The organism is Photorhabdus sp. P32 (assembly GCF_038085095.1).
In the GTDB taxonomy this organism is placed as follows: domain Bacteria; phylum Pseudomonadota; class Gammaproteobacteria; order Enterobacterales; family Enterobacteriaceae; genus Photorhabdus; species Photorhabdus luminescens.
The window spans coordinates 1-23,160 of the sequence record NZ_JAZGJN010000210.1 but is presented as its reverse complement, the minus strand read 5'-3'; the positions used below and the strand labels follow the sequence as shown (position 1 = coordinate 23,160).

Genomic DNA, 23,160 nt, shown 5'->3' with positions numbered 1-23,160 from the left:
AATATTCCTCCAGTTGTGAATCTGAGTTAACTTTCAATTTATTATAAATCTTTGTTATATATTCCTCTATGGTTTTATCTGAAATTTTGAGTAATTGACAGATTTTTGCCCTACTATATTTTTGTAGCAAAAGAAAGACAATTTCCCACTCCTGTTCATTAAGGAGGTGAGTTGGCGATTGAAACATAATAGAAGCAGGCAGCTTACTATGAAATAGCCGAGTCAGCGAATTATCCTGAACTTTCCAGGCATGGAAAAGAATACCGATGCATTCATTCTTATCATCATAGAATGGAAATTTTTCCTGAAAATAAGAGGATAAAACTTTATTTCGGCCAAATACATGGGTCTCTAATGATAAAATACTTTCTCTGTTTTTTATTACCTGCAAATCATGTGTAATAAAATTTTTGGCGAATTTATTACCTTGCCAGGGAATATCACTATCATACTTACCTTCATAATCATAGTTGGCATTTATGTTTTGGAGTTTAATTAATGCATCATTACCATAGAGAAAACAGGAGAGTTTATCCTTTATTCCCCACGGTTCATTGCTTGCTTCCAAAGTATTGATTATTTGTAGTGAAGTAGTCGAATTTTTTCTAGTCATATTCATGTAATATTCTGATTTAGGAAAACATCATGCTTTCTTGTTGCAAAAATTTTTCTGGTGCGTCGAGCTCAAAGTCATTGAGACAACGATATTCCTCTAGTTTTTGGCTAATGTATTTTTGTAAAAACAGGAAAATAATAGCATGCTTAACTTGAGTAAAAAGTTTAGATGGTGTTTGGCCTATAATAACTGCTAGTAATTTTCCATAAAACTGACAGGTTAGAGAAAAAATTTTTGCTTTATTTACATGAAAGAGAGTACCAATACAGTGCTGTGAATCCTCATATTCTGTAATAGGTGCCGGTAATTCACTTGCTGAAAGTTCGTTAATATCAAAATTTTCAGATAAGTTGAGTTGTTGGCAAAAAAACGAATTGGCATAGATAAATTTTGGCTGGTAATGCTTAGCTTCCCAAAGATTATGGTTTTTTTCCCACAGGTAAACTAATTGCGGAGTGATATTATTTTGTTTGTTTTTTATATTTAACATGACAACTCCTTAATGAGTATTTGAATTATTATCTGAAGAGTTTTTCTACTTATTTCATTTAAAATAACCTGATTATATAACAGATTGCAATAATTAATTCGTATAAAAATGAAATTTATCGATTTTTACCTATATCTGTTAATCAAATTGTTTATTACTTTATGTAAAAATACCTCTATGTGAGAATATATAAACATCAGTATTATTTAGTACTAAAACTATTTAAATCGTTTTATGTCGGTTTGATTTAATAGTCAACATTCCTTCCTATATTTTTATTTTTCTTGGCTGTCGAGATCATATTGTATGGTTTGTGTTCAATGGGTTAAGACGTTGCCTGTAATAATAATAAATCGATAAGCATGATCAAATTGGATTCGAATGAAGTGATTTCGTTGATTTCCGTATCGAAATAAATTGCCTCGTCATACAGTGCAAAGTGCACATCAGCCAGTGAAGCCAATGGATTAGCAGATGAGCGGGTGAATGCAATGACTGTCATACCAATATTATGAGCAATGCGTACTTTATCCAATACCTGTTCTGTCTGACCGCTGCGAGAGATAGCAATAAAAACTTCATACTTCATCGCATTATTTAGGAAGATTTTACTGCTATCTCCTGGACTGGATCTAAAAGCCGTTTTCCCTAGTACTTGTAATTTCTGCGTCAAATAATTGACAAATAGCCCGGAAAAACCAGCTCCATAGAGAAAAAAGCTTTCTTTCTCACGAAGCAGAGTGCTAAAACACGACATTCTTTCTGGTGTGACTAACGTGAAAGTTTTACGGTAATTAGTTACGAAGTGTTCAAATGCATCAGGAATTATCTCATCATGATGAGGTTGCGTATTCCCGGAAATGGACATTCCACCGGACAGTAGTTGTTTGCAGTACCAAATAAATTCACTATAGCCACTGAACCCCAGTTTCTGGCATAGACGCATAATAGTGGCGGGAGAAATGAACGTGGCTTTTGCCAGCTCACGTACTGTAATCTGCCCAATTAACAATGGATGAGCGGTTAAATAGGATAATACGCGGTATTCCGCGCGAGTTATTCTTTCGCTGCGCTGTAATAGAGGTGCTAACCGATTATCCATTATTTATCCAGTGATAATAGGCAGATAAACTGCCATATCCATATATACCCGTCATCTTTCAAGTTGCCTCTTTGTTGGCTGCGCTCACTCACCCCGGTCACATCGTTATCTATGCTCCCGGGGATTCTTTCCCTTGCCGTCGCGATGCATCTTGAAATCCATAGGGTATAAGTGTTTTTGATCTTACTGATTCTTATATACCCGTTATCTTTCAAGTTGCCTCTTTGTTGGCTGCACTCGCTCACCCCGGTCACATAGTTCTCTATGCTCCCGAGGATTCGCTCCCTTGCTGTCGCGATGCATCTTGAAATCCATAGGGTATAGCATCAATAACTTAGATATTGATTTTGCCGACCAGTCGAAGGCAATAGAGCGGTTTATCAAACATCTCCGCTATATGCTTGGTAATCGAATTGTGGTGAATTTTTTTAATCTCCTCAAGACAGTGATTGCAGGACAGTGAGCCGGCTCGCATAAAAATCTTCTTTCCTATGCAAGAAAGGCAGATTATAGGTTAAATATGGGTTAAATTGCTTCACCGTGGCGCCAAGCTTGGTTAAGTGTAGGCCAATAACCTTGGTTAGCTGCGATCATTTCATCCAGAATCGCTTTGGCTTGTTGCATAGTAGGGACGGTACGATTCAGTGTGAATGCTTGCAGCACTTTCTCATAGCTACCTTCTAATGCCGCTTCCACTAACAACTGCTCTGAAGCCAGTTGTTGCGCTAGCAGCGCCTGATGAAACTGTGGTACGTTCCCTATTCGCACCGGTTCAGGGCCTTGAGCGGTAATGTAAGCAGGTATCTCCACCATTGCATCATAAGGTAAGTTAGCGATAGCGCCTCTGTTCTCGGTAATCACCAGATGGCGCTGGCGCAAATCAAAAGCCAGTGAACATGCTACATCAACAATAAAAGCGCCGTGTACCCCGACATGGAAAGCGTCGGGTAAAATGCCTGTGCGTTTAAACTCAGCCGCTGCTTTAAACAACTTGTTTTCGCGACCATCCATGACTTCATTGGCGCGGGTATAGTCGGGATTTTGGCGCTCAACAATGTGGTTTGGCATCAGATAGTATTGCAAATAGGGATTAGGAACATAATCAGGAAAATGGTCCATGATCGGCTTGATATTACGCCAGGTTTTAACCCATGACGGATCTGCATGTTGCGGATCTGTCTGTGCTGCATCCGCAGTCAGCAGGCCATGCTGAGCGATATGACGACGCAATTCAGGCAAATGATCTTTTCCATTCACCCATACCTTAGTAAACCAGCCGAAATGGTTCAGACCAAAGTAATCGACGGTGATATCATGGCGATCCACACCTAAAATTGCTGCCATATTGCGCATAGCGGCCACAGGCATATCACAGATATTGAGTACCCTAGCTTGTGGACGTAAACGGCGTATTCCTTCGGCAACGATAGAGGCAGGGTTAGAGTAATTTACGATCCAAGCGTTATCTGCGTAGCGCTCCACCAAATCGATCAATTTCACCATTGGCATGATAGTACGTAGGCCGTAAGCCAATCCGCCAAGACCACAGGTTTCCTGACCAATTACGCCGTGGCGTAAGGGGATCTTTTCGTCCTGTTCTCGCATTTTGTACTGACCGACGCGTATTTGGGCAAAGACAAAATGGGCGCCGCTAAAGGCTGTTTTTGCCTCGCTTGTTACGACAAAGCGAATCGTCTGGCTATGCTCACGTATCACTTTTTCCACTACCGGCGCGATAGTATCTTGCCGGTGAGTATCAGTGTCGTACAAACGAATTTCCGCTAATGGGAAGTCGTTTAGCCGTACCATCAGGCTTTTTACGATACCTGGCGTATAGGTACTACCGCCGCCGGCGATAGTTAAAATGAAAGGGGCGTTAGCCATATTTATGCTCCTGTTAAAGTGCTTCTTCTACGGCTTCACGCATCTTTTTGACGTGCAGACCGTAAATTACCTGAACGTGATTTCCCTGACAGATGACACCTTTTGCGCCAGTCGATTTAAGCTTGTTTTCGTCAATGAGCGTGGTGTCATGTACCGTTATACGCAGTCGGGTATAGCAATTGTCGATAGTGACAATATTCGCCGTACCACCTAACCCGCAGATGATTTGTTGTCCCGGTTTGCCATCATCAGCAACTTGATACTGTTTCTTGCTATAGAGGCGTGTTTCCTGATCGTCACTTTCTCGTCCGGGGGTTTTCAGGTCGTAATGTAAAATGAGGAAACGGAATGCGAAGAAATAAATCACCGACATGATAAGCCCTACGGCGATATACATCGGCCAGTTAGATTTCTCGGTACCGAGCGGTAAGTTGTACAGTATGAAGTCGATTATGCCATTAGCGCCGATAGCATGTACGTCGAGTAGATAGAACAGCATAAAACCTAAGCCAGTTAACACGGCATGAACGCCAAATAGTAGCGGAGCAACAAACAGGAAAGAAAATTCAAGTGGTTCGGTCACGCCTAATAAAAAAGTGGTCGTAGCGGCAGGGATGAGAACAGCTTTTGCTACACTTTTCTTTTCTGGACGGGCAGTCACATACATTGCCAGTGCAGCGGCAGTCAGGCCAAACATCTTGCTGATTCCTCGCGCATCCCATACCACACTGTTACTGAGTTGATGTACGGTCGGGCAGGCCATTTCAGCAAAATAGATATTACGCGCCCCTTGATGAACAGTACCGCATACCTCTGCAATGCCCCCTAATTCGGTATATAAAAAGGGCGTATAAACCAGATGATGTAAGCCTAAGGGGATCAGAATACGCTCCAGAAAGCCATATATGGCGACTCCAAATGGCCCGGATTCATGAATACCGTGAGCAAGGGCGCTGATGCCCCGTTGTGCATAGGGCCAAATATCACTCATTAAGTAGCCCGATATAACGGCCAGCGGGATCATCAGAATGGCGACAAAACAGTGCCCGGAATAAATTGCCATCACACCATTAAACTGTTTTGACGAATAACGGTTATAGCAATAACCCGCCAGCGCACCGATCAGTATCCCGGCAAAAGCACCCATTTCTAACACTTGCACACCTAGCACTGTACCTTGGCCAACATTGCGCATTTGCGTTTCTGGCGCCAATTTTCCCTGTAATGCTAAAGTGACGTGCATAGCGTTGATAAAAATGACGAAAGTAACCAAGCCGATCAGTGCGGCATAACCTTTATTTCGTTTTGCCAACCCAATAGGAATTCCGACAGCAAATATCAACGCCAGATTGCTCAATATTGAAACAGCAGATTGGGAGATCAATTTCCCGGATTGCTGAATTAACCAATGGTTTAAAAATGGAAGATATTCTGCAAGGTTGCCGTTTCCCAATACATTGCCAAAAGCAATAAATAGCCCGACGATAGGGAGAATTAACACCGGGCCGTACAAAGATTTGCCAAGGTTTTGCAATGCATTAATGATCCTTTTCATTAAACTTCTGTTCCTTGCTGTAGATATTATTTGATTACATAAAACTAAAGAGACAGATTAAGAATAGCAGCTCAGGAAGGTAAAATGACACTTATCTGATTGTTTTAAATAACAAATGACTGAAAAAGTAACATGTAACTTTTAAACGTGTGAGTGCATTCGCAAATCAATTTTTGTTACAAAGGATTGGCAGAAGAGGACAATAATGAGTCATAATGTTTGGAGTTTAGGTAGTAAAAGAGTATCACGGTGGTGACATGGCTAAAATCTGGTGATGATTTGAAAAATTGAATGTTGTATCTAGCTGATATACCAAATTATTCTGTATAGAGGATCGTCTACTAGTGTTACTAGTCGGTTAAATGTGTTGCCTGCCGGGTTTCTCTGGCAAAGACAGAGAGATTAAATGTTTATCGGAAGCCGACAAACATTGCTGCATTAACATCCTTCCTTAGCGATTTGAACCAGGAATCAATCTGACTGACATGTCCTTTTGTTAAAATGGTTATTGGGCCTATCGCAGCGATTTTTGTTGGTAATTCAAGCCAAAAGCCTTATTTGGTGGGAGTCGGTTAATTGAATCACTATTTTTCTTTTGATCTAGTGGTGGTAAGAATAGGGGGATTACCGGAGAGCAGACATTGAATATCTATCCGTTACGCAGCTTGAGCATAAATCAAGTACAGAAACAGCAGTTTCATACAGTCATCTGCCGCCATTCTGGCGCAGGTTTAATTACTATGGGGGATTTAGGGTTGGTTCCGGGTCTTAATCAGTTACAGATAATGCAGTGTGTTACATGCGTTGAAATAAAAAATATTTGGGATAGACCATAATGGGTCAACGAAGACATCTAACGCAATACGAAGTGGAAAGAATGCTGGAAATGGCGAAGAAGAGCCCTAATGGGGAGCGCGACTATTGTCTGGTATACATGAGTTTTGTTCATGGCTTACGTGTTAGTGAAGCCAGGTATCTACGGTTATCTGATCTGGATTTGGAAGATGGAAGTTTGTACATCCGACGTTTAAAAGGCGGATTTTCTACTATTCATCCTCTTTTAGGCTATGAAATCCAGGCGATCAGGGAGTGGTTTAAAGTCCGTAAAACCTTTCGGGGGGCAGAAAGTGATTGGTTATTTCTGTCACGTACCGGGAGACCGCTAACTCGCCAGCGCATTTATCAAATTATTAGCCAATTAGGACGATTGGCTAATATTTCCGTAGATTCGCATCCGCACATGTTGCGCCATGCCTGCGGTTTTGCGCTTGCAGATAGGGGGATAGATACTCGGTTGATACAAGACTATCTTGGACACAGTAATATTCGCCATACTGTGCGGTATACCGCCAGTAATGCGGAGCGTTTCCACGGTGTTTGGGGTGTGAAAAGGAATCGGCAGCGAGAATTACACTTTGATTATGTCCCAAAGGAAAATGCTTGTTCAATTGAATAAGCGATTCTGATGTATGCGCCTGTTAAGGCGCATACATAAAAACCATCTTAAATAGCGTGACTTTTAATATTCTCATATTGAGAGCGCCTTAACCATTGCCCCACTGTTGTAGTACTGTAGGGCAAGCTTCCCCTTTTACAATCCAGCGGACCTAATTTGCTCATCAGCTTTGTCTCCTTTTTTCAAAATGCCCATGCTGGCGTAAGCCTGTATCAATTTAGAAGGATTGATGGATGGCAAGCGAGTTACTGATTTACGAAATCCCTTGGGCTGGGAGGTAGGCAAAAAAAGATGGCAGGAAAAATGTGAGTAATCTCAAAAAATTGCGATTTTATTTCACATAAGTATTGAATGAAAATTAGTCATGTTCCACACTCGTTGAAACGTTTCAGTTTTTTTATCCCTTTTTCTTTTTTATTGGACTTAATGCTTTTTTCTCTACGTAAACTGAAACGATTCTATTTTTGGCAATAGGGAGAAAATTATGTTCCAGTTGGCTCTGCAAAATATCCATACTGGTGCGATTGCGACCAGTAAAGAGGATGCCATTCGCCAGGTGGCGGCCATGCTAGCCGCGAATGGCAACGTCAGTGATGCCTATGTTGACGGCATGTTGCAACGTGAAAAGCAAATTTCCACCTACCTTGGCAACGGTATCGCCATTCCGCATGGCACGCTAGATACCCGCGATCTGGTAATGAAAACCGATGTACAGGTATTTCACTTCTCACAAGGTGTTGAATGGGATCAAGGAGCGATGTGTTATGTGGTTATTGGTATCGCAGCACGTTCCGATGAGCATTTGGCGTTACTGCGTCAGTTAACACACTTACTGAGCGATGATCGTGTTGCTAGTCAGCTAAGAACAATTGAGTCAGCACAGGCACTGCATAGCTTGCTAATGGGCGAAGTTCAGCAGCCTGAGTTTAAATTCGATACCAGCCTGATTACGCTAGATGTTAACGCCCGCGATCTGATGACACTACAGGCATTAAATGCCGGCCGGTTACAGCAAGTGGGAGCTGTGGATACGACCTTTGTCAGCAAAGTGATTAACAGTAAGCCGTTGGATCTTGGGCAGGGCATTTGGCTAAGCGATAGTCCCGACGGTAATTTAACCAGCGCTGTAGCAGTGAGCCGATTGTTCACGCGGGACAACGAACCGGTGGTGATGTTGTTGACCGTTGCGGTTGCTGACGACCAGCCGCTAAATGTGTTGCATCACCTAAGTAACTTGTTATTAGCGCAAAAAACGGAGTATTTGCTGAAAGCTGATGCGCCGACAGTGCTGGCATTACTGACCAGTGGCGTACAGGCGCAGAGCACGATATCCAACGGGGAATTTGTTCTGTGCAACGAACATGGCTTACATACTCGTCCTGGCGCTGTGTTGGTTAATGTTATCCGGCAATTTTCCAGTGAAATTACCATCATCAATCTTGATGGCGCCGGTCAACCGGTAAACGGCCGTAGTCTGATGAAAATCATGGCATTGGGCGCCAAAAAAGGGCACCGGCTTCATGTTACTGCTAATGGCGATGATGCGCAGCAGGCGATAGCTGCCATTGGTGAAGCGATTGTGTCCGGTTTGGGGGAAGGGCCGCGTGAGTAAAAACCCCCAGTTGACAGCGATAATAGCGTGCGTCTATCTACAACCCTTTTAGCTAACATCAGGAGAAGCATGATGAAAACACTGCTTATCATTGATCCTTCACTCGGACTTGCCGGAAGTTACCTGGTGAAAACCGTCCTCAGTGCCGCTGCGGTGAAAAACGGACTGATACTAACAGAAGATCCAGCGGAAGCCGATTTGGTGGTCATGACCGGCAGTCGCATCCTCACCGATAACGCACTGAACGGTAAGCTTGTTTATCACGGCGACACGGAATTGGCGTTACATGCGCCGGAAAATTTCTTTCAGCGGGCGAAAACTGATGCACAGCCGTATCAGGTATCAGCAACTGATATTAGTTGTGATACAAAGCGCATTGTCGCAGTTACTGCTTGCCCTACTGGTGTGGCACATACCTTTATGGCCGCTGAAGCTATCGAAATCGAAGCTAAAAAGCGCGGCTGGTGGGTAAAGGTGGAAACTCGCGGTTCGGTCGGTGCGGGCAACATTATTACGCCGGAAGAGGTAGAAAAAGCGGATCTGGTGCTGATCGTGGCAGATATTGACGTAGATCTGGCGAAATTTGCAGGAAAACCTATGTACCGTACCTCCACCGGGCTGGCGTTGAAGAAAACAGCGCAGGAGTTTGATAAAGCGCTGGTCGAAGCTAAACCTTTCCAGCCGGCAGGGCAGAATAGTACTAAAACTGGACAAGGAGAAGAGAGTAGCGGCATCTATCGTCACCTATTGACCGGCGTCTCTTATATGTTGCCGATGGTAGTGGCGGGTGGCTTGTGTATCGCGCTGTCATTTGCTTTTGGCATCACGGCATTTAAAGAGCCAGGTACATTGGCAGCCGCGCTGATGCAAATCGGGGGTGGTTCAGCTTTTGCTCTGATGGTCCCTGTGCTGGCAGGTTACATTGCTTTCTCGATCGCTGATCGTCCAGGTCTGACGCCCGGTTTGATTGGCGGCATGTTGGCAACTAGCACGAATGCGGGATTTATTGGCGGTATTATTGCGGGTTTTCTCGCCGGTTACATAGCGAAATTGCTTAATACCAAAGTGAAATTGCCGCAGAGTATGGCAGCGTTGAAACCGATCTTGATTATTCCGCTATTTGCCAGCCTGATCACTGGCCTGATTATGATCTACGTTATTGGTAAACCCGTCGCCGGTATCATGTCGGGACTAACGTACTGGCTTTCTAATATGGGGACAACCAACGCGCTCCTACTAGGGGCTATTTTGGGTGGGATGATGTGTGCTGATATGGGGGGAGCGATAAACAAAGCTGCCTATGCGTTTGGCGTCGGTTTGCTTAGCTCACAGACCTATGCGCCGATGGCTGCCATTATGGCGGCGGGGATGGTTCCACCGTTGGCAATGGGAGTGGCGACTCTGATTGCCCGGCAGAAGTTCGATAACATTCAGCGGGAAAGTGGTAAAGCTGCATTGGTGTTAGGGCTGTGTTTTATTTCCGAAGGTGCGATTCCTTTTGCTGTCCGCGATCCGATGCGAGTGCTCCCATGTTGTATCGTTGGCGGCGCGGTGACGGGAGCGATTTCTATGGCCGTGAGTGCGCAGTTGATGGCGCCGCACGGTGGCCTGTTTGTGCTGTTGATCCCAGGTGCGATCACGCCAATAGTGGGTTATTTGATGTCGATTGTTGTCGGTACCCTGTTGGCAGGATTGATCTATGCATTACTTAAGCGTCCAGAAACGACCACGACTAAAGCATAAATACAGAAATTATTAGTTATCAAACTAAACTAATTGAAATTGCAAGAAATTACCTCTTTATTCGTGACCTCGTTCGCATTCTTGCTATTTTCCGATTGTTATTTGCCTGCTTAAATTAGATATAAATACATTCAAAAAAATGAAGAATTATTATGAGTCGTGGGCTGTTGAAAAAAGAGGGGGTTGCTCAGGCGTGTCTGGCGCGTTATCTGCTAGGTGAGCACTGTGGTAATCGATTGAAGACGATTGAAGAGCTGTCGTCTGACTATGGGTTATCTGTTGGGCTAGTTCAGTTTGCATTAAAAAAATTGGAGAGTTCTGGCGCGGTTTACGTGGAACGGCGGGGGCGCAATGGCAGCTATTTGGTTAGTGTGGATCACAAAGCGCTGCTATCCCATGCTGATATTAGTAACGTGGTTTGCGCAATGCCGTTGCCTTATACCCGATTGTATGAAGGATTGGCGAGCGGCTTGAAAGCGCAATTTGAGGGCATTCCGTTTTACTTCGCCCACATGAGAGGTTCAGATGCCAGGGTGGAATGCCTGCGTGATGGTATTTATGACTTGGCGGTGGTATCACATTTGGCGGCGCAAACTTATCTGGAACAAGGTGATGTCCGCGCGGTACTTGAATTGGGGCCACATACCTATGTTGGCGCGCACCAACTGATTTATCGTAAAGGAGGTGAACATAATATCTGTCGTGTTGGGTTGGATCAGCGTTCTGCTGACCAGAAGATCATGACAGAAGTGTACTTTGCCGGGCAGGATATTACGTTGGTGGATATCTCTTACCACGAGAGCCTGTATAAGGTAGCAAAAGGTGACATTGATGCGGTGATCTGGAACGTTAGCAGAGAAATTGAACTGAGTTCCAGGGATCTTATTGCAGTACCGCTCTGTGGAAGCGCATGTTTTATCCAAGCCTCTGAAGCGGTGGTTTTAACCAGAACTGATGACATTCTGATTCAACAACTTTTACGTACTATGGTGAATAAAACCGAGTTGTTGGCTCATCAACAACGTGTACTGGCAGGCCAGCAGGACCCAAGTTATTAATTTGGCATGGATGGCGTTAACGAAATGGAAAATCGGCTGAATCTGCTCTGTCAGGGAAATGTCATTGATGAGGATATCTGCGATGGCATGTTACAGGTTGTGGCGCAGCTTGAAAATGATTGGGAAATTCCTGTCAGGAATGCGCTAGGAGAAATTGTAATAACACATATGGCTAACGCGTTGATGCGCTCACGCCGGGGAGAACAAATCAGTTCAATGGATATTGAGCTGCTGATGGAAATGCGTCAATCGAGTGTCTTTTCTCATTTGCAAGCGGTTAACGCTTCGCTGTTGGCACATTTTGACGTGCAATTACATCCCTGTGAGGAGGGGTACCTGTTGGCAAATTTGTTTAGCCTTTGGGCGGCAAAAGAGCAGTGGTAGACCACTACAGAGATGAGGGAAATTTTTTTTTCCATCAAATATTCAAAAAAATGATGATTTAACATCTAGCTTTTAATAGTGGCATTGATCGCCGAAGAAGTACAGGAGGTACAGCATGTTTATGCATGCGCTGAATAAACAAAATCCGGCACTGATCGAGGCGGCCCAGATGTTATGGGCGCGAGGGGCTTTACTGCCTGATACTTATGTTATTGACGTTGATCAGGTTTTAGACAATGCCAGACGGTTGCTTGCGGTAGCGGAGCATCATGGTATTGCTCTCTACCTGATGACCAAACAGGTTGGGCGTAACTCTTGGTTGGCGCGTAAACTGATAGAACTGGGTTATCAGGGCGTCACCGCGGTGGATTTTAAAGAAGCCAGAGTCTTGATGAGCCGGAAGGTTCCGGTGACTCATGTAGGCCATCTGGTACAGATCCCTCGCAATATGATCTCCTCAGTGATGCAGCAACATCCGGAAGTGATCACAATATTTTCTTTAGAAAAAGCGGAGGAAATTTCCAGTCTGGCGCAGCGTGAGGGAAATGTGCAATGCATTATGCTGAAAATCTATGATGATCATGATCATTTATATCCTGGTCAGGAAGCAGGTTTTCATTTGTCGGAATTGAACGCCGTTGTTCAGCGCATTATGGCGATGCCCGGTGTAAAATTGACAGGGTTGACACATTTTCCTTGCTTGCTGTGGCAGGACGTCCAGCAGCAGACACTGCCGGCGCCAAACTTATTTACTTTACTGAAAGCAAAAGACATTTTACGACAGACAGGGATTGAGGTGACGCAGATAAATGCGCCGTCGGCGTCAAGCTGTAGCACACTACCGTTACTGGCAAAATATGGTGTTACTCATACCGAGCCTGGACATGCGCTAACAGGAACAATCCTTGCCAATTATCGAGGAGAACAGCCAGAACGTATTGCTATGCTCTATCTGACGGAAATATCCCACCGATTTAACGGTAACAGCTACTGTTATGGGGGCGGCTATTACCGTCGTGGACGGGCGCATAATGCACTGATATTCCTGCCAAACGGCCAGATCGCCTCCACTCATTTGTTACCGATGGATGACACCAGTATTGATTACCATTTCCCCCTGAGCGGTGAATTTCCGGTCGGCTGTGCTGTTATGTTGTGCTTTCGTACTCAGATATTTGCTACACGCAGTGATGTGGCGCTGGTTAGCGGTATCCAGTCAGGGCATCCGGTATTGGAAGGGCTTTATGACAGCCAGGGGAACCTTATTTCGATTAATGGAGAAAACGACCCGTGAATAGATGCATTTCCATTCTCTTCACCTCCATCTTCTTTATCTTCGGACTGTCTTACTTATGACTCAGCAAAACAGAATTGACGCATCTAGCTATACCTATGCGCACGAGCACCTGCATCTCGATTTATCATCATTTAAAAACAATATTGACTGCCGGCTGGATCAGTACGACTTAATTTGTGAAGAGATGAAAACACTGGTCAGCTTGGGTGTACACAATATTGTGGAGATGACCAATCGTTACATGGGACGTAACCCACAGTTTATGCTGGATCTGATGCGGGACTCCGGCATTAATGTAATAGTTTCGACTGGCTATTACCAAGCTGCCTTTTTTCCTGAGCATGTAGCACATACTACAGCTCGACAATTGGCGGATGAAATGATCGCTGAGATTGAGCAGGGTATCGATGGTACAACGCTGAAAGCCGGAGTGATTGGGGAAATTGGTTCTAGCAAGGGGGTAATTACGCCTGATGAAGAGAAAGTATTTCATGCTGCGGCTATAGCTCATTTGGAAACCGGGCGTCCTGTTTCGACACATACGACATTAAGCACGATGGGCCTTGAACAACTGGCGTTACTGAAAAAGCACGGTGTAGATGCTGAGCGCGTAGTTATTGGTCACTGTGATCTTAAAGATAATCTGGACAACATTTTGCGCATCATTGAACAGGGGGCCTACATCCAGTTCGACACGATTGGCAAAAACGATTATTACCCGGATGAAAAGCGGATCGCCATGTTACAGACCTTGGCCCAGCGTGGCTTACTTAACCGTGTCATGTTATCGATGGATATTACCCGTCGTTCTCACTTGAAAGCTAATGGCGGCAATGGTTTTGCCTATTTGATCACCACCTTTGTGCCGATGTTAAATCAGGCTGGATTAACGCAAACCGATATTGATTTGATGTTACGTGATAACCCAACGTTATTTTTCAAATAAAGGAAAAGCATTATGAGATTTGTTATTGGAGGACAAATTGAGAAAGAAAAAATTGCTGAAACTTTACGCCGTCTGGCCGGGGATAAAGCCTTATCCATTACCGTGATGGGCGACATAGATGCCGCTATGGCGCTTAAGAATGGTAATGCGGATTACTATTTGGGTGCTTGTAATACGGGTGGAGGCGCCTTAGCAATGGCAATTGCTATTGTTGGCATTGATAAATGCGTCACCGTCAGTATGCCAGGCAAAATCCTGCCTGATGAAGAAATTATTGCACATGTTAACGCGGGGAAAACCGTATTTGGTTTTACTGGTCAGGATATGGACGCAGTTATTCCGGTGATTATCAAGGCTATTTTTTCTTCATGAGGACAGGAAAATGGAATATGAATTTTTCACCCGTTTAATGGAGATTGATCCATTTAAAGCGGGTTTGTTGGCGGTGATCGGCGGGATATCCGCCATGATGGCTAACCGTGGTATTGCGGTATTTCATGATGGGCTACGTCCTTTAATGCCGGAACATCTGGAAGGGCGTATGAATCGTAAGACCCTGGCTGCTACCAGTTTTGCTCTGAGTTTTGGTCTGGTTATCGGCTTTGGGATTCCGTTCTCTCTGACCGCCCCGATTATTTTGGTGCATAGCTTATTATTGGGAACCGATGTCATTGGTACCTGGTGCGCAAACAGCAAAAAAGGTTTCATACTTTCCGCTATCTTGGGGGCGTTGTATGCCATTGCCCTGATGACCGGTTTACGATCTGTTGTCGATATCTTTGCTCATTTGCCGGTTAATTTCATGGGCAACCTGAGTAAAGTTGGCGATCCTATTGTGGCCTGCTTTGCATTATTTCCTGCGATTGTTGTGGCTTATCAATACGGATATGGCAAAGGAATATGGGTGCTGATTGCGACATTGGTGGGGTATATCGCGACAAAAGCGGTAGGATCATTGAGTTTTGGCGGCGCCCTGAGCAAACCGGTGCAGTTGGACCCTAACGGGATAGCCCTACTGATTTCGATGATAGTGATGTTCTATTTTGCTATGAAACAGCGCGCGCCCAAAGCTGGCGAGGAATCTGCTTCGGCCAAGGGGGCGAATGAGATGTTAGTTGGATTATTTTCCACGCGGATACAACGTATTCAAAATAACATCTGGTTGCTGGTATTCAGCGGAGGATTGACTGCTGTAGCGGCTTCGATGTCGCTTAGTCTGCTGGCGGAAGGGCCTGTATCACTACAACTGATGGCGCAGGGGGAAGGGGCTAACGCCATGTTGGTGGCGCTTGCCAGAGCGATCAGCTTTGTGCCGTTAGTCGGTATGACAGCTATTGCTACAGGGGTTTATAGCCCGGTCGGCATGAAATTTGTGTTTGTCGCGGGACTCGTTACGAATAATCTGTGGATTGCCTTCATTGCTGGCAGTGTGATTATGTTTGTGGAAATCAAACTACTGGCAAGAATTGCTATCTGGTTGGATAAATATCCCGGAGTTAAAGCTTGTGGTGAGCATATTCGTACCGTTATTACCCGCATGTTGGAAGTTGCCTTATTGGTGGGAGGAATGATAGCTTCCAACGCTATTCTGCCGGGCATGGGATTTATGGTGGTAGCGGGTATTTATCTACTCAACCGTACTGCTAAACGTCCTTTGGTTGAAATGGCGATTGGGCCGATTGCGACGATTGTGGTTGGTGTACTGGCTAACGTCATCTATCTGGTAGGAATCAGTTAATTGAATATACCCGTCATCTTTCAAGTTGCCTCTTTGTTGGCTGCACTCACTCACCCCGGTCGCATAGTTCGCTATGCTCCCGGGGATTCGTTCCTTTGCCGTCGCGATGCATCTTGAAATCCATAGGGTATAAGTATCCCCTTTATTTTGTGATGATAAAAATAGAGGGGAAAGGGCGGAAGAACACATAATACAGGAGAACAGATAGTGCGGGAGAGCAGATATTGAACACCTATCCATTACCTAGTCTGAGTATGGAACAGGCGCAGCACAAACAGTTTCGTTTAGTTGATATTATCTGTCGCCATTTTCCCGGTGCGGATTTTCTCACCACGGGAGATTTAGGGCTGGTGCCGGGATTGAATCGGCCGCAAGTGACACAACGCATTGAACAGGTTATTGCGGATTTCTTTTCCGCCGAGGCTGCCGTGTTAGTGCAAGGGGCGGGAACCGGCGCAATACGTTGTGGGTTGGCGGCATTACTTAACGCGGGCGATAACCTGTTGGTTCATGATGCTCCGTTATATCCCTCGACAGCGGTTACTGCCGAGCAGATGGGTTTGCAGATGATACGGGCCGATTTCAATCAACCTGAACAAATACGGGCGGCGATTTTGCAATATTCGCCGGTGGCGGGGTTGGTACAACACACGAGGCAGAAAATTGATGACGCTTATGAGCTGGCAGAGGTTATATCACTGTTGAATGCCGCATCCCTACCGATTCTGGTTGACGATAACTATGCTGCTATGAAAGTGGAACATATCGGTTGTGAATGGGGTGCTGCGTTATCGGCTTTCTCAAGCTTTAAACTGCTTGGCCCGCAAGGTGTCGGTGTTGTGGTAGGTCAACAAGCAGCAATAGAGCGCATCCGGCGTAGTATGTATTCCGGTGGCAGTCAGGTACAGGGATTTCAGGCATTAGAAGTATTGCGTGGATTGGTCTTTGCTCCGGTGATGCATGCTGTGCAGGCTCAGGTAAGTGAAACATTAGTGGCTCGGCTTAATCAGGGCGTTATTCCGCAGGTAAAACAGGCGCTTATCGCCAATGCACAGTCGAAAGTATTGCTGGTGGAGTTTTATGATGAGATTGCCGAACAAGTACTTCGTATTGCTCATAAGCTTGGTGCGCTGCCTTATCCGGTAGGCGCCGAATCGAAATTTGACATCCCGCCACTGTTTTATCGGTTGTCCGGTACATTCCGTCAATCTGATCCCACGTTAGAGAAACGGATGATAAGGATAAATCCCAATCGAAGTGGTACGGAGACAGTGATAAGGCTCTTGAGTCAAAGCTGTGCGCAGGCCGTCGCCTCGCGGTAATAAAAGGCTAGAAAACAGGCAGAAGATTATTCTGGATGCAGTAACATCCGCCGTAATCGGCGGTATATATCGTCTGTCATCCAAAATATGTGCAATATTTTCTGAATATGGGGAAATCGATATCAAGGCTTATCAATCCTGAATGAATATAAAATTCGGCGATGTCATTAATGGTATTCCTTATTGTTAATAAAATTAATAAATGATGTGAGTAACAGTTAATGGAAAAATTAATTTATTTATAATATAAAATGGCCTATGGATAGAAAATACCTTGGTGGCATATAGAGGTCATAGCCATGTTCTTTGCAAAGTGATCGTAACTCTGTCACTGAGTTGACAGATAATTTTTCATAAATACTTTCAAAATGTTTTTCCACAGTATGGCATGTAACATTCATTTCAATGGCGGTATCATTATTATTCATACCACAGCAAAATAGAAAAATAACCATCCACTCTTTCTCGTTTAGCAAATCATTAGGTGGTCTGGGACAGGCAGATATTGGGGTGTTACTTTTAATATAATGGAACACTGTGAAGTGCTCTATTTCTCTGGCATGGGAAATAATGCCGATACATTGATTATCTTCCCCGAACAATGGATATTTCTCGCAAAAATAGGATTTAGGTCGTCGACCATTACCCTGAGGATAAGTGCCAACAGAACATACTCGTTGCATACATTCTAACACTCTACGATCATGTTCTTTAAAATGGTGAGCGAAACCATTAACGGGTGTTGGTAATTCATCATCGGTATACCCAATAACATTAAAGTTTTCAGGTAACTTATTAGCTTTAATAAAATGAGTATTTGCGTAAATAAAGCGAGATTCCTTATCCTTTACGAACCACGGTTCAGGGCTTTTGTCCCATATAAGTGTAAATTGAGGTGTAATCAAAGGGACTTTTTTTAATCCTGATTTATTCATAAATATCCTTTAAGATAATTATTGCTTTTTTAAACTATTGAATGGAAATTTTCCGTTGAAAAAAGCCTATTTCCATAGGGCCGTATATTTTATCAATAAATAACTAACAAAGGTAGTGTGTAGAAACTGGGAAATAATACGTAATCTAAGACAATAAAAACCTTTCTGGGATGTAATGATTAAAGTTATTGGCGTGACAATATTCTGCCAATTGTTGGTCAGAGTGAATCCCGATTTTACGATATATCCTTGCCATATGTTCTTCAACCTCACGATGGGTGATATTCAATATTTCCCCGATCTGTTTTCTGGGTTGTTTCTGTAAGAAGAAAAAGATAATATCCCACTCCCGTTGAGTAAAAAGATCAGACGGTGGTTGAAGCAGAATGGATGGCGGTAGTTTATCATAATATTGATATAGGTAGGTTAATGAATACTCCTTGGCTTGCCAACCATGAAATATAGTCCCCATGCAGCTACCATCTTCATGATAAATGGGCGTTTTTTCACAAAAATAAGATGACAGAAATTTGTCTTTACCAAAGACATGTGTTTCAAGGGAACATATTCTTTCTTCTTTTTCCATCACTTTTCTATCATGAGCTACGCGCTCTTTGGCAAACTCAGCCCCAGCCCAAGGTAGTTCATGATCATAAAGTCCCTCAAATTCAAATGAACTTGAAAAATCCTTAATAGATTTTAATGCCAGATTACCATAAATGAAGCATGAATTTTTATCCTTTATTCCCCAGGGCTCATTGCTTTGTTCCATTGTATTAATAATCTGAGTTGATACTGAATAGCTCTTATTCATACTAGTAAGAACTCCTTTTAATCTAAAGGTTAGAAGTATTTCGGTTTCTGGATAGATAAAAATTTTGGGCATATAGAGATCATAATCATTCGTGCGACAATACTCTACCAATTGGTGACTGGAGTAAACACCAATCCTCTTATATATACGTGAGATATGGGTTTCAACAGTATGGTAGAAAATACGTAACATTCTACAGATTTGCTTACTGGCATACTTGTTTGCACAAAAGTAGGATGACAGAATCTGCTCTTTCCCAAATGAATGTGTTTCAAGTGAACATACTCGTTCTTCTTTTTCCATCACTTTTCTATCATGATCTACGCATTCTTTGGCAAATTCGGCCCCAGTCCAAGGTAGTTCATGATCATAAAGTCCCTCAAATTCAAATGAACTTGGAAAATTCTTAATAGATTTTAATGCCAGGTTACCATAAATAAAACATGAGTTTTTATCCTTTATTCCCCAAGGTTCATTACTTTGTTCCATTGTATTAATAACTTGAGATGATATTGCATGTTTTTTATTCATGTTAGTAACAACTCCTTTTAATCTAAAGGTTAAAGAAACATTCTACTTTTGGGATGAATAAAATCTTTTGGCATATAGTGATCATAATCATTCATGCGACAATATTCTTCCAATTGGTAACTAGAGTGAACACCAATTCTTTCATATATTCGTGAAATATGAGTTTCAACCGTACGGTGAGAAATATTTAACATTCTACCGGTTTGTTTACTAGTATATCTTTGTAGCATGAAGAAAATAACATCCCATTCCCGTTGAGTAAAGAGATCGGTCGGTGGTTGGAATATAATAGATGCTGGCAGTTTTCCATGAAATAACCGGGTGAATGAAAAATCCTGAGCTTGCCAACCATGATATATAATGCCAATACAACTACCGTCTTTATGATAAAAAGGATATTTCTCGAAAAAATAAGATGATAGAATTTGTTCCTTTCCATGTACATGTGTTATGAGTGAACACGTTCTTTCTTCTTTTTCTATCACCATTTTATCGTGAGTCATGTATTCTTCAGCAAATTCGGCCCCATCCCAAGGAAGTTCATAATCATAAAGCCCCTCATAGTCAAAAGAACATGAAATATTTTGAACGTGTTTACATGCTTGATTAGCATAAATAAAACATGCATTTCTATCCTTTATTCCCCAGGGCTCATTGCTTATCTCCATTGTATTAATGATCTGAGGAGAGATTGTATACTTTTTCTTCATATTAGTGTGAGTTCCTTCTAATCTAATGGCTAGGGGAACATTCTGGTTTCTGGATGCACAAATCTTTCTGGTACATAGAGATCATAATCATTGGTGCGACAATATTCTTCCAATTGATAACTGGAATGAACACCCACTCTTTTATATATGCGTGAGATATGGTTTTCAACCGTCCGGTAGGAAATATTTAACATTTTACCGATTTGCTTATTGTTATATTTTTGTAAAAAAAGGAAAATAATATCCCATTCCCGTTGAGTAAAGAGATCGGTCGGTGGTTGGAACATAATAGATGCTGGCAGTTTTCCACGAAATAGCCGGGTAAATGAGAAATCCTGAGCTTGCCAGCCATGATATATAATGCCCATACAGCTTCCATCTTCATGATAAAGAGGATATTTTGCAAAAAAGTAGGATGATAGAATTTGTTCTTTTCCATGTACATGTGTCTCAAGTGAACATATTCTTTTTTCCTGTTCCACCACTTTTCTATCATGGGCCATGTATTCTTTGGCAAATTCAGCTCCATCCCAGGGTAATTCATACTCATAAAGTCCCTCGTAGTCAAAAGAACTTGAAATATTTTGAAGACGCTTACATGCCTGATTGACATAAATATAACGTGTGTTTTCATCCTTTATTCCCCAGGGTTCATTACTTTGCTCCATTGTGTTAATAACCTGGGGTGAGATGATATAGTTCTTTTTCATATTAATAACAACTCCATTTAATCTAAGGAATTAAGGAAACGTTCTGGTTTCTGGATGCACAAATCTTTTTGGTACATAGAGATCGTAATCATTGGTGCGACAATACTCTTCCAATTGGTAACTGGAGTGGACACCGATCCGTTTATATATGCGCGAGATATGGGTTTCAACCGTCCGGTAGGAAAGATTTAACATTCTACCGATTTGTTTACTGGTATATTTGTGTAATATGAGGAAAATAACATCCCATTCCCGTTGAGTAAATAAATCAGTTGGTGGCTGGAACATAATATTCGCGGGCAATTTTCCACGAAACAACCGGGTAAATGAAAAATCCTGAACTTGCCAGCCATGATATATCGTTCCTATACAACTTCCGTTTTCATGATAGAGAGGATATTTTTCAAAGAAGTAAGATGATAAAGTTTGCTCTTTGAAGAATTTATGTGTTACAAGCGAACATGTTCGTTCTTCTTTTTCCATCACTATTTTATCATTTGCCATGTAAGCTTCAGCAAATTCGGCGCCATCCCAGGGAAGTTCATAATCATAAAGGCCCTCATAGTTAAAGGAACGTGAAATATTTTGAACGCGATAATTAGCTTGATTAGCATAAATAAAGCATGAGTTTTTATCTTTTATTCCCCAGGGTTCATTACTTTGTTCCATTGTATTAATAACCTGGGGAGAGATGATATAGTTCTTCTTCATATTAGTAACAACTCCGTTTAATCTAAGGAATTAAGGAAACGTTCTGCTTTCTGGGCGCACAAATCTTTTTGGTACATAGAGATCATAATCATTGGTGCGACAATACTCTTCCAATTGGTAACTGGAGTGGACACCGATCCGTTTATATATACGCGAAATATGGGTTTCAACCGTCCGGTAGGAAATATTTAACATTCTACCGATTTGCTTACTGGTATATTTGTGTAATATGAGGAAAATGACATCCCATTCCCGTTGAGTAAAGAGATCGGTCGGTGGCTGGAACATAATATTTGCGGGCAATTTTCCACGAAATAGCCGGGTAAATGAGAAATCCTGAGCTTGCCAGCCATGATATATCGTTCCTATACAGCTTCCGTTTTCATGATAGAGAGGGTATTTTTCAAAGAAGTAAGATGACAAAATTTGTTCTTTGAAGAATTTATGTGTTACAAGCGAACATGTTCGTTCTTCTTTTTCCATGACTATTTTATCATTTGCCATGTAAGCTTCAGAAAATTCGGCACCACCCCAAGGAAGATCATGATCATAAAGGCCCTCGTAATCAAAGGAACGTGAAATATTTTGAACACGATTACATGCTTGGTTAGCATAAATAAAGCATGAGTTTTTATCTTTAATTCCCCAGGGTTCATTACTTTGCTCCATTGTATTAATAACCTGGGGGGAGATGACATAGTTCTTGTTCATATCAGTGGAACTCCTTTTAATCTAATGGTTAAGGGAACATTCTGCTGCCAGATTGCACAAATCTTTTTGGTACATAGAGGTCATAATCGTTTGAGCGACAATACTCTTCTAATTGATAATTGGAATGTACACCAATGCGTTTATATATGCGTGAAATATGGGTTTCAACCGTCCGGTAGGAAATATTTAACATTCTACCGATTTGCTTACTGGTATATTTGTGTAATATGAGGAAAATGACATCCCATTCCCGTTGAGTAAAGAGATCGGTCGGTGGCTGGAACATAATATTTGCGGGCAATTTTCCACGAAATAGCCGGGTAAATGAGAAATCCTGAGCTTGCCAGCCATGATATATCGTTCCTATACAGCTTCCATCTTCATGATAAAAAGGGTATTTTTCAAAAAAATAGGACGATAGAATTTGTTCTTTTCCAAATGTACATGTTATAAGTGAACATACTCTTTCTTCTTTTTCTATCACCCTTTGATCATGAGCGATGTACTCTTTGGCGAATTCGGCTCCATCCCAAGGCAATTCATGATCATAAAATCCTTCATAATCAAATGACTCTTTGAAATTATGAATAAGATTTTTTGTTGCTGAATTACCGTAAATAAAACATGAGTTTTTATCTCTTATTCCCCAGGGCTCATTGCTTTGTTTCATTGTATTAATAACCTGGGAGGAGATGACATAGTTCTTTTTCATATTAGTGGAACTCCTTTTAATCTAATGGCTAAGGGAGCATTCTACTTCTAGGTTGCATAAATTTTTCTGGTACATAGAGATCGTAATTATTAATGTGACAGTATTCTTCCAATTGATAACTGG

General features: G+C 42.5%; 22 protein-coding genes and 1 pseudogene. 10 read left to right on the top strand and 13 right to left on the bottom strand.

What is annotated here, in order from left to right; genetic code table 11:
* The 5 genes from V2H77_RS04360 to V2H77_RS04340 all read right to left on the bottom strand — a co-directional run.
* Nucleotides 1-619 (bottom strand): helix-turn-helix transcriptional regulator (locus V2H77_RS04360; protein WP_341497828.1); only part of this gene is annotated, 619 nt, incomplete at its 3' end.
* Nucleotides 620-632: 13 nt separating this feature from the next.
* Nucleotides 633-1,106, bottom strand: a complete 474-nt coding sequence (locus tag V2H77_RS04355) for a hypothetical protein (protein ID WP_341497827.1) — start codon at nt 1,104-1,106, stop codon at nt 633-635.
* 325 nt (nt 1,107-1,431) lie between these two features.
* Nucleotides 1,432-2,208 carry a MurR/RpiR family transcriptional regulator gene (locus V2H77_RS04350; RefSeq protein ID WP_341497826.1) on the bottom strand — a complete coding sequence of 259 codons (777 nt, stop codon included), beginning with the start codon at nt 2,206-2,208 and terminating at the stop codon, nt 1,432-1,434.
* A gap of 525 nt (nt 2,209-2,733) precedes the next feature.
* Nucleotides 2,734-4,092 (bottom strand): 6-phospho-alpha-glucosidase, encoded by a 1,359-nt coding sequence (locus tag V2H77_RS04345; RefSeq protein ID WP_341497825.1) that lies wholly within the window; start codon nt 4,090-4,092, stop codon nt 2,734-2,736.
* A 13-nt stretch (nt 4,093-4,105) separates the two neighbouring features.
* Nucleotides 4,106-5,647 carry a PTS transporter subunit EIIC gene (locus V2H77_RS04340; protein ID WP_341497824.1) on the bottom strand — a complete coding sequence of 514 codons (1,542 nt, stop codon included), beginning with the start codon at nt 5,645-5,647 and terminating at the stop codon, nt 4,106-4,108.
* A gap of 835 nt (nt 5,648-6,482) precedes the next feature.
* Here V2H77_RS04340 and V2H77_RS04335 point away from each other — a divergent pair.
* From V2H77_RS04335 to V2H77_RS04290, 10 genes are all read left to right on the top strand, one after another.
* The gene (locus tag V2H77_RS04335) at nt 6,483-7,103 is read left to right on the top strand and encodes a tyrosine-type DNA invertase (RefSeq protein WP_049581907.1); all 621 of its coding nucleotides are present in this window, start codon (nt 6,483-6,485) and stop codon (nt 7,101-7,103) included.
* 484 nt (nt 7,104-7,587) lie between these two features.
* A complete protein-coding gene (gene fruB, locus V2H77_RS04330; protein ID WP_341497823.1) occupies nt 7,588-8,715 on the top strand; it encodes a fused PTS fructose transporter subunit IIA/HPr protein in 1,128 nt (375 codons plus the stop codon).
* Between the two features lie 72 nt (nt 8,716-8,787).
* Complete coding sequence (fruA, locus tag V2H77_RS04325) at nt 8,788-10,458, top strand: PTS fructose transporter subunit IIBC (protein ID WP_341497830.1); 1,671 nt, start codon at nt 8,788-8,790, stop codon at nt 10,456-10,458.
* 152 nt (nt 10,459-10,610) lie between these two features.
* Nucleotides 10,611-11,516: a GntR family transcriptional regulator YhfZ gene (gene yhfZ / locus V2H77_RS04320; RefSeq protein ID WP_341497822.1), complete on the top strand. Its 906-nt coding sequence runs from the start codon at nt 10,611-10,613 to the stop codon at nt 11,514-11,516.
* A gap of 24 nt (nt 11,517-11,540) precedes the next feature.
* Nucleotides 11,541-11,900: a PRD domain-containing protein gene (locus V2H77_RS04315; RefSeq protein WP_341497821.1), complete on the top strand. Its 360-nt coding sequence runs from the start codon at nt 11,541-11,543 to the stop codon at nt 11,898-11,900.
* A gap of 115 nt (nt 11,901-12,015) precedes the next feature.
* Nucleotides 12,016-13,194 (top strand): YhfX family PLP-dependent enzyme, encoded by a 1,179-nt coding sequence (locus V2H77_RS04310; protein ID WP_341497820.1) that lies wholly within the window; start codon nt 12,016-12,018, stop codon nt 13,192-13,194.
* A 58-nt stretch (nt 13,195-13,252) separates the two neighbouring features.
* Nucleotides 13,253-14,143: a phosphotriesterase-related protein gene (locus V2H77_RS04305; protein WP_341497819.1), complete on the top strand. Its 891-nt coding sequence runs from the start codon at nt 13,253-13,255 to the stop codon at nt 14,141-14,143.
* A 12-nt stretch (nt 14,144-14,155) separates the two neighbouring features.
* Nucleotides 14,156-14,515, top strand: coding sequence for a DUF2620 domain-containing protein (locus V2H77_RS04300; protein ID WP_341497818.1), 360 nt, complete (start codon nt 14,156-14,158; stop codon nt 14,513-14,515).
* 10 nt (nt 14,516-14,525) lie between these two features.
* The gene (locus V2H77_RS04295; protein WP_265379634.1) at nt 14,526-15,881 is read left to right on the top strand and encodes a YhfT family protein; all 1,356 of its coding nucleotides are present in this window, start codon (nt 14,526-14,528) and stop codon (nt 15,879-15,881) included.
* A gap of 224 nt (nt 15,882-16,105) precedes the next feature.
* On the top strand, nt 16,106-17,203 hold the full coding sequence (locus tag V2H77_RS04290) for an aminotransferase class V-fold PLP-dependent enzyme (protein WP_341497817.1): 1,098 nt from the start codon (nt 16,106-16,108) through the stop codon (nt 17,201-17,203).
* A gap of 239 nt (nt 17,204-17,442) precedes the next feature.
* Here the strand turns inward: V2H77_RS04290 and V2H77_RS04285 are convergent, their stop codons facing one another.
* The 8 genes and pseudogenes from V2H77_RS04285 to V2H77_RS04250 all read right to left on the bottom strand — a co-directional run bounded on the left by V2H77_RS04285 (nt 17,443) and on the right by V2H77_RS04250 (nt 23,037).
* Nucleotides 17,443-18,138, bottom strand: coding sequence for a helix-turn-helix transcriptional regulator (locus tag V2H77_RS04285; protein WP_265379632.1), 696 nt, complete (start codon nt 18,136-18,138; stop codon nt 17,443-17,445).
* Between the two features lie 145 nt (nt 18,139-18,283).
* Nucleotides 18,284-18,952 (bottom strand): LuxR C-terminal-related transcriptional regulator, encoded by a 669-nt coding sequence (locus V2H77_RS04280; protein WP_341497829.1) that lies wholly within the window; start codon nt 18,950-18,952, stop codon nt 18,284-18,286.
* A gap of 33 nt (nt 18,953-18,985) precedes the next feature.
* A pseudogene (locus tag V2H77_RS04275) lies at nt 18,986-19,483 on the bottom strand (LuxR C-terminal-related transcriptional regulator); the annotation flags it as partial.
* Nucleotides 19,484-19,512: 29 nt separating this feature from the next.
* Nucleotides 19,513-20,193: a helix-turn-helix transcriptional regulator gene (locus tag V2H77_RS04270; protein WP_341497816.1), complete on the bottom strand. Its 681-nt coding sequence runs from the start codon at nt 20,191-20,193 to the stop codon at nt 19,513-19,515.
* Between the two features lie 29 nt (nt 20,194-20,222).
* Nucleotides 20,223-20,903, bottom strand: a complete 681-nt coding sequence (locus tag V2H77_RS04265; protein ID WP_341497815.1) for a helix-turn-helix transcriptional regulator — start codon at nt 20,901-20,903, stop codon at nt 20,223-20,225.
* A 30-nt stretch (nt 20,904-20,933) separates the two neighbouring features.
* On the bottom strand, nt 20,934-21,614 hold the full coding sequence (locus V2H77_RS04260) for a helix-turn-helix transcriptional regulator (protein WP_341497814.1): 681 nt from the start codon (nt 21,612-21,614) through the stop codon (nt 20,934-20,936).
* 30 nt (nt 21,615-21,644) lie between these two features.
* Entirely contained in the window at nt 21,645-22,325 is a 681-nt protein-coding gene (locus V2H77_RS04255) for a helix-turn-helix transcriptional regulator (RefSeq protein ID WP_341497813.1), read from the bottom strand.
* Between the two features lie 28 nt (nt 22,326-22,353).
* Nucleotides 22,354-23,037 (bottom strand): helix-turn-helix transcriptional regulator, encoded by a 684-nt coding sequence (locus V2H77_RS04250; protein ID WP_341497812.1) that lies wholly within the window; start codon nt 23,035-23,037, stop codon nt 22,354-22,356.
* Between the last annotated feature and the right edge of the window lie 123 nt (nt 23,038-23,160).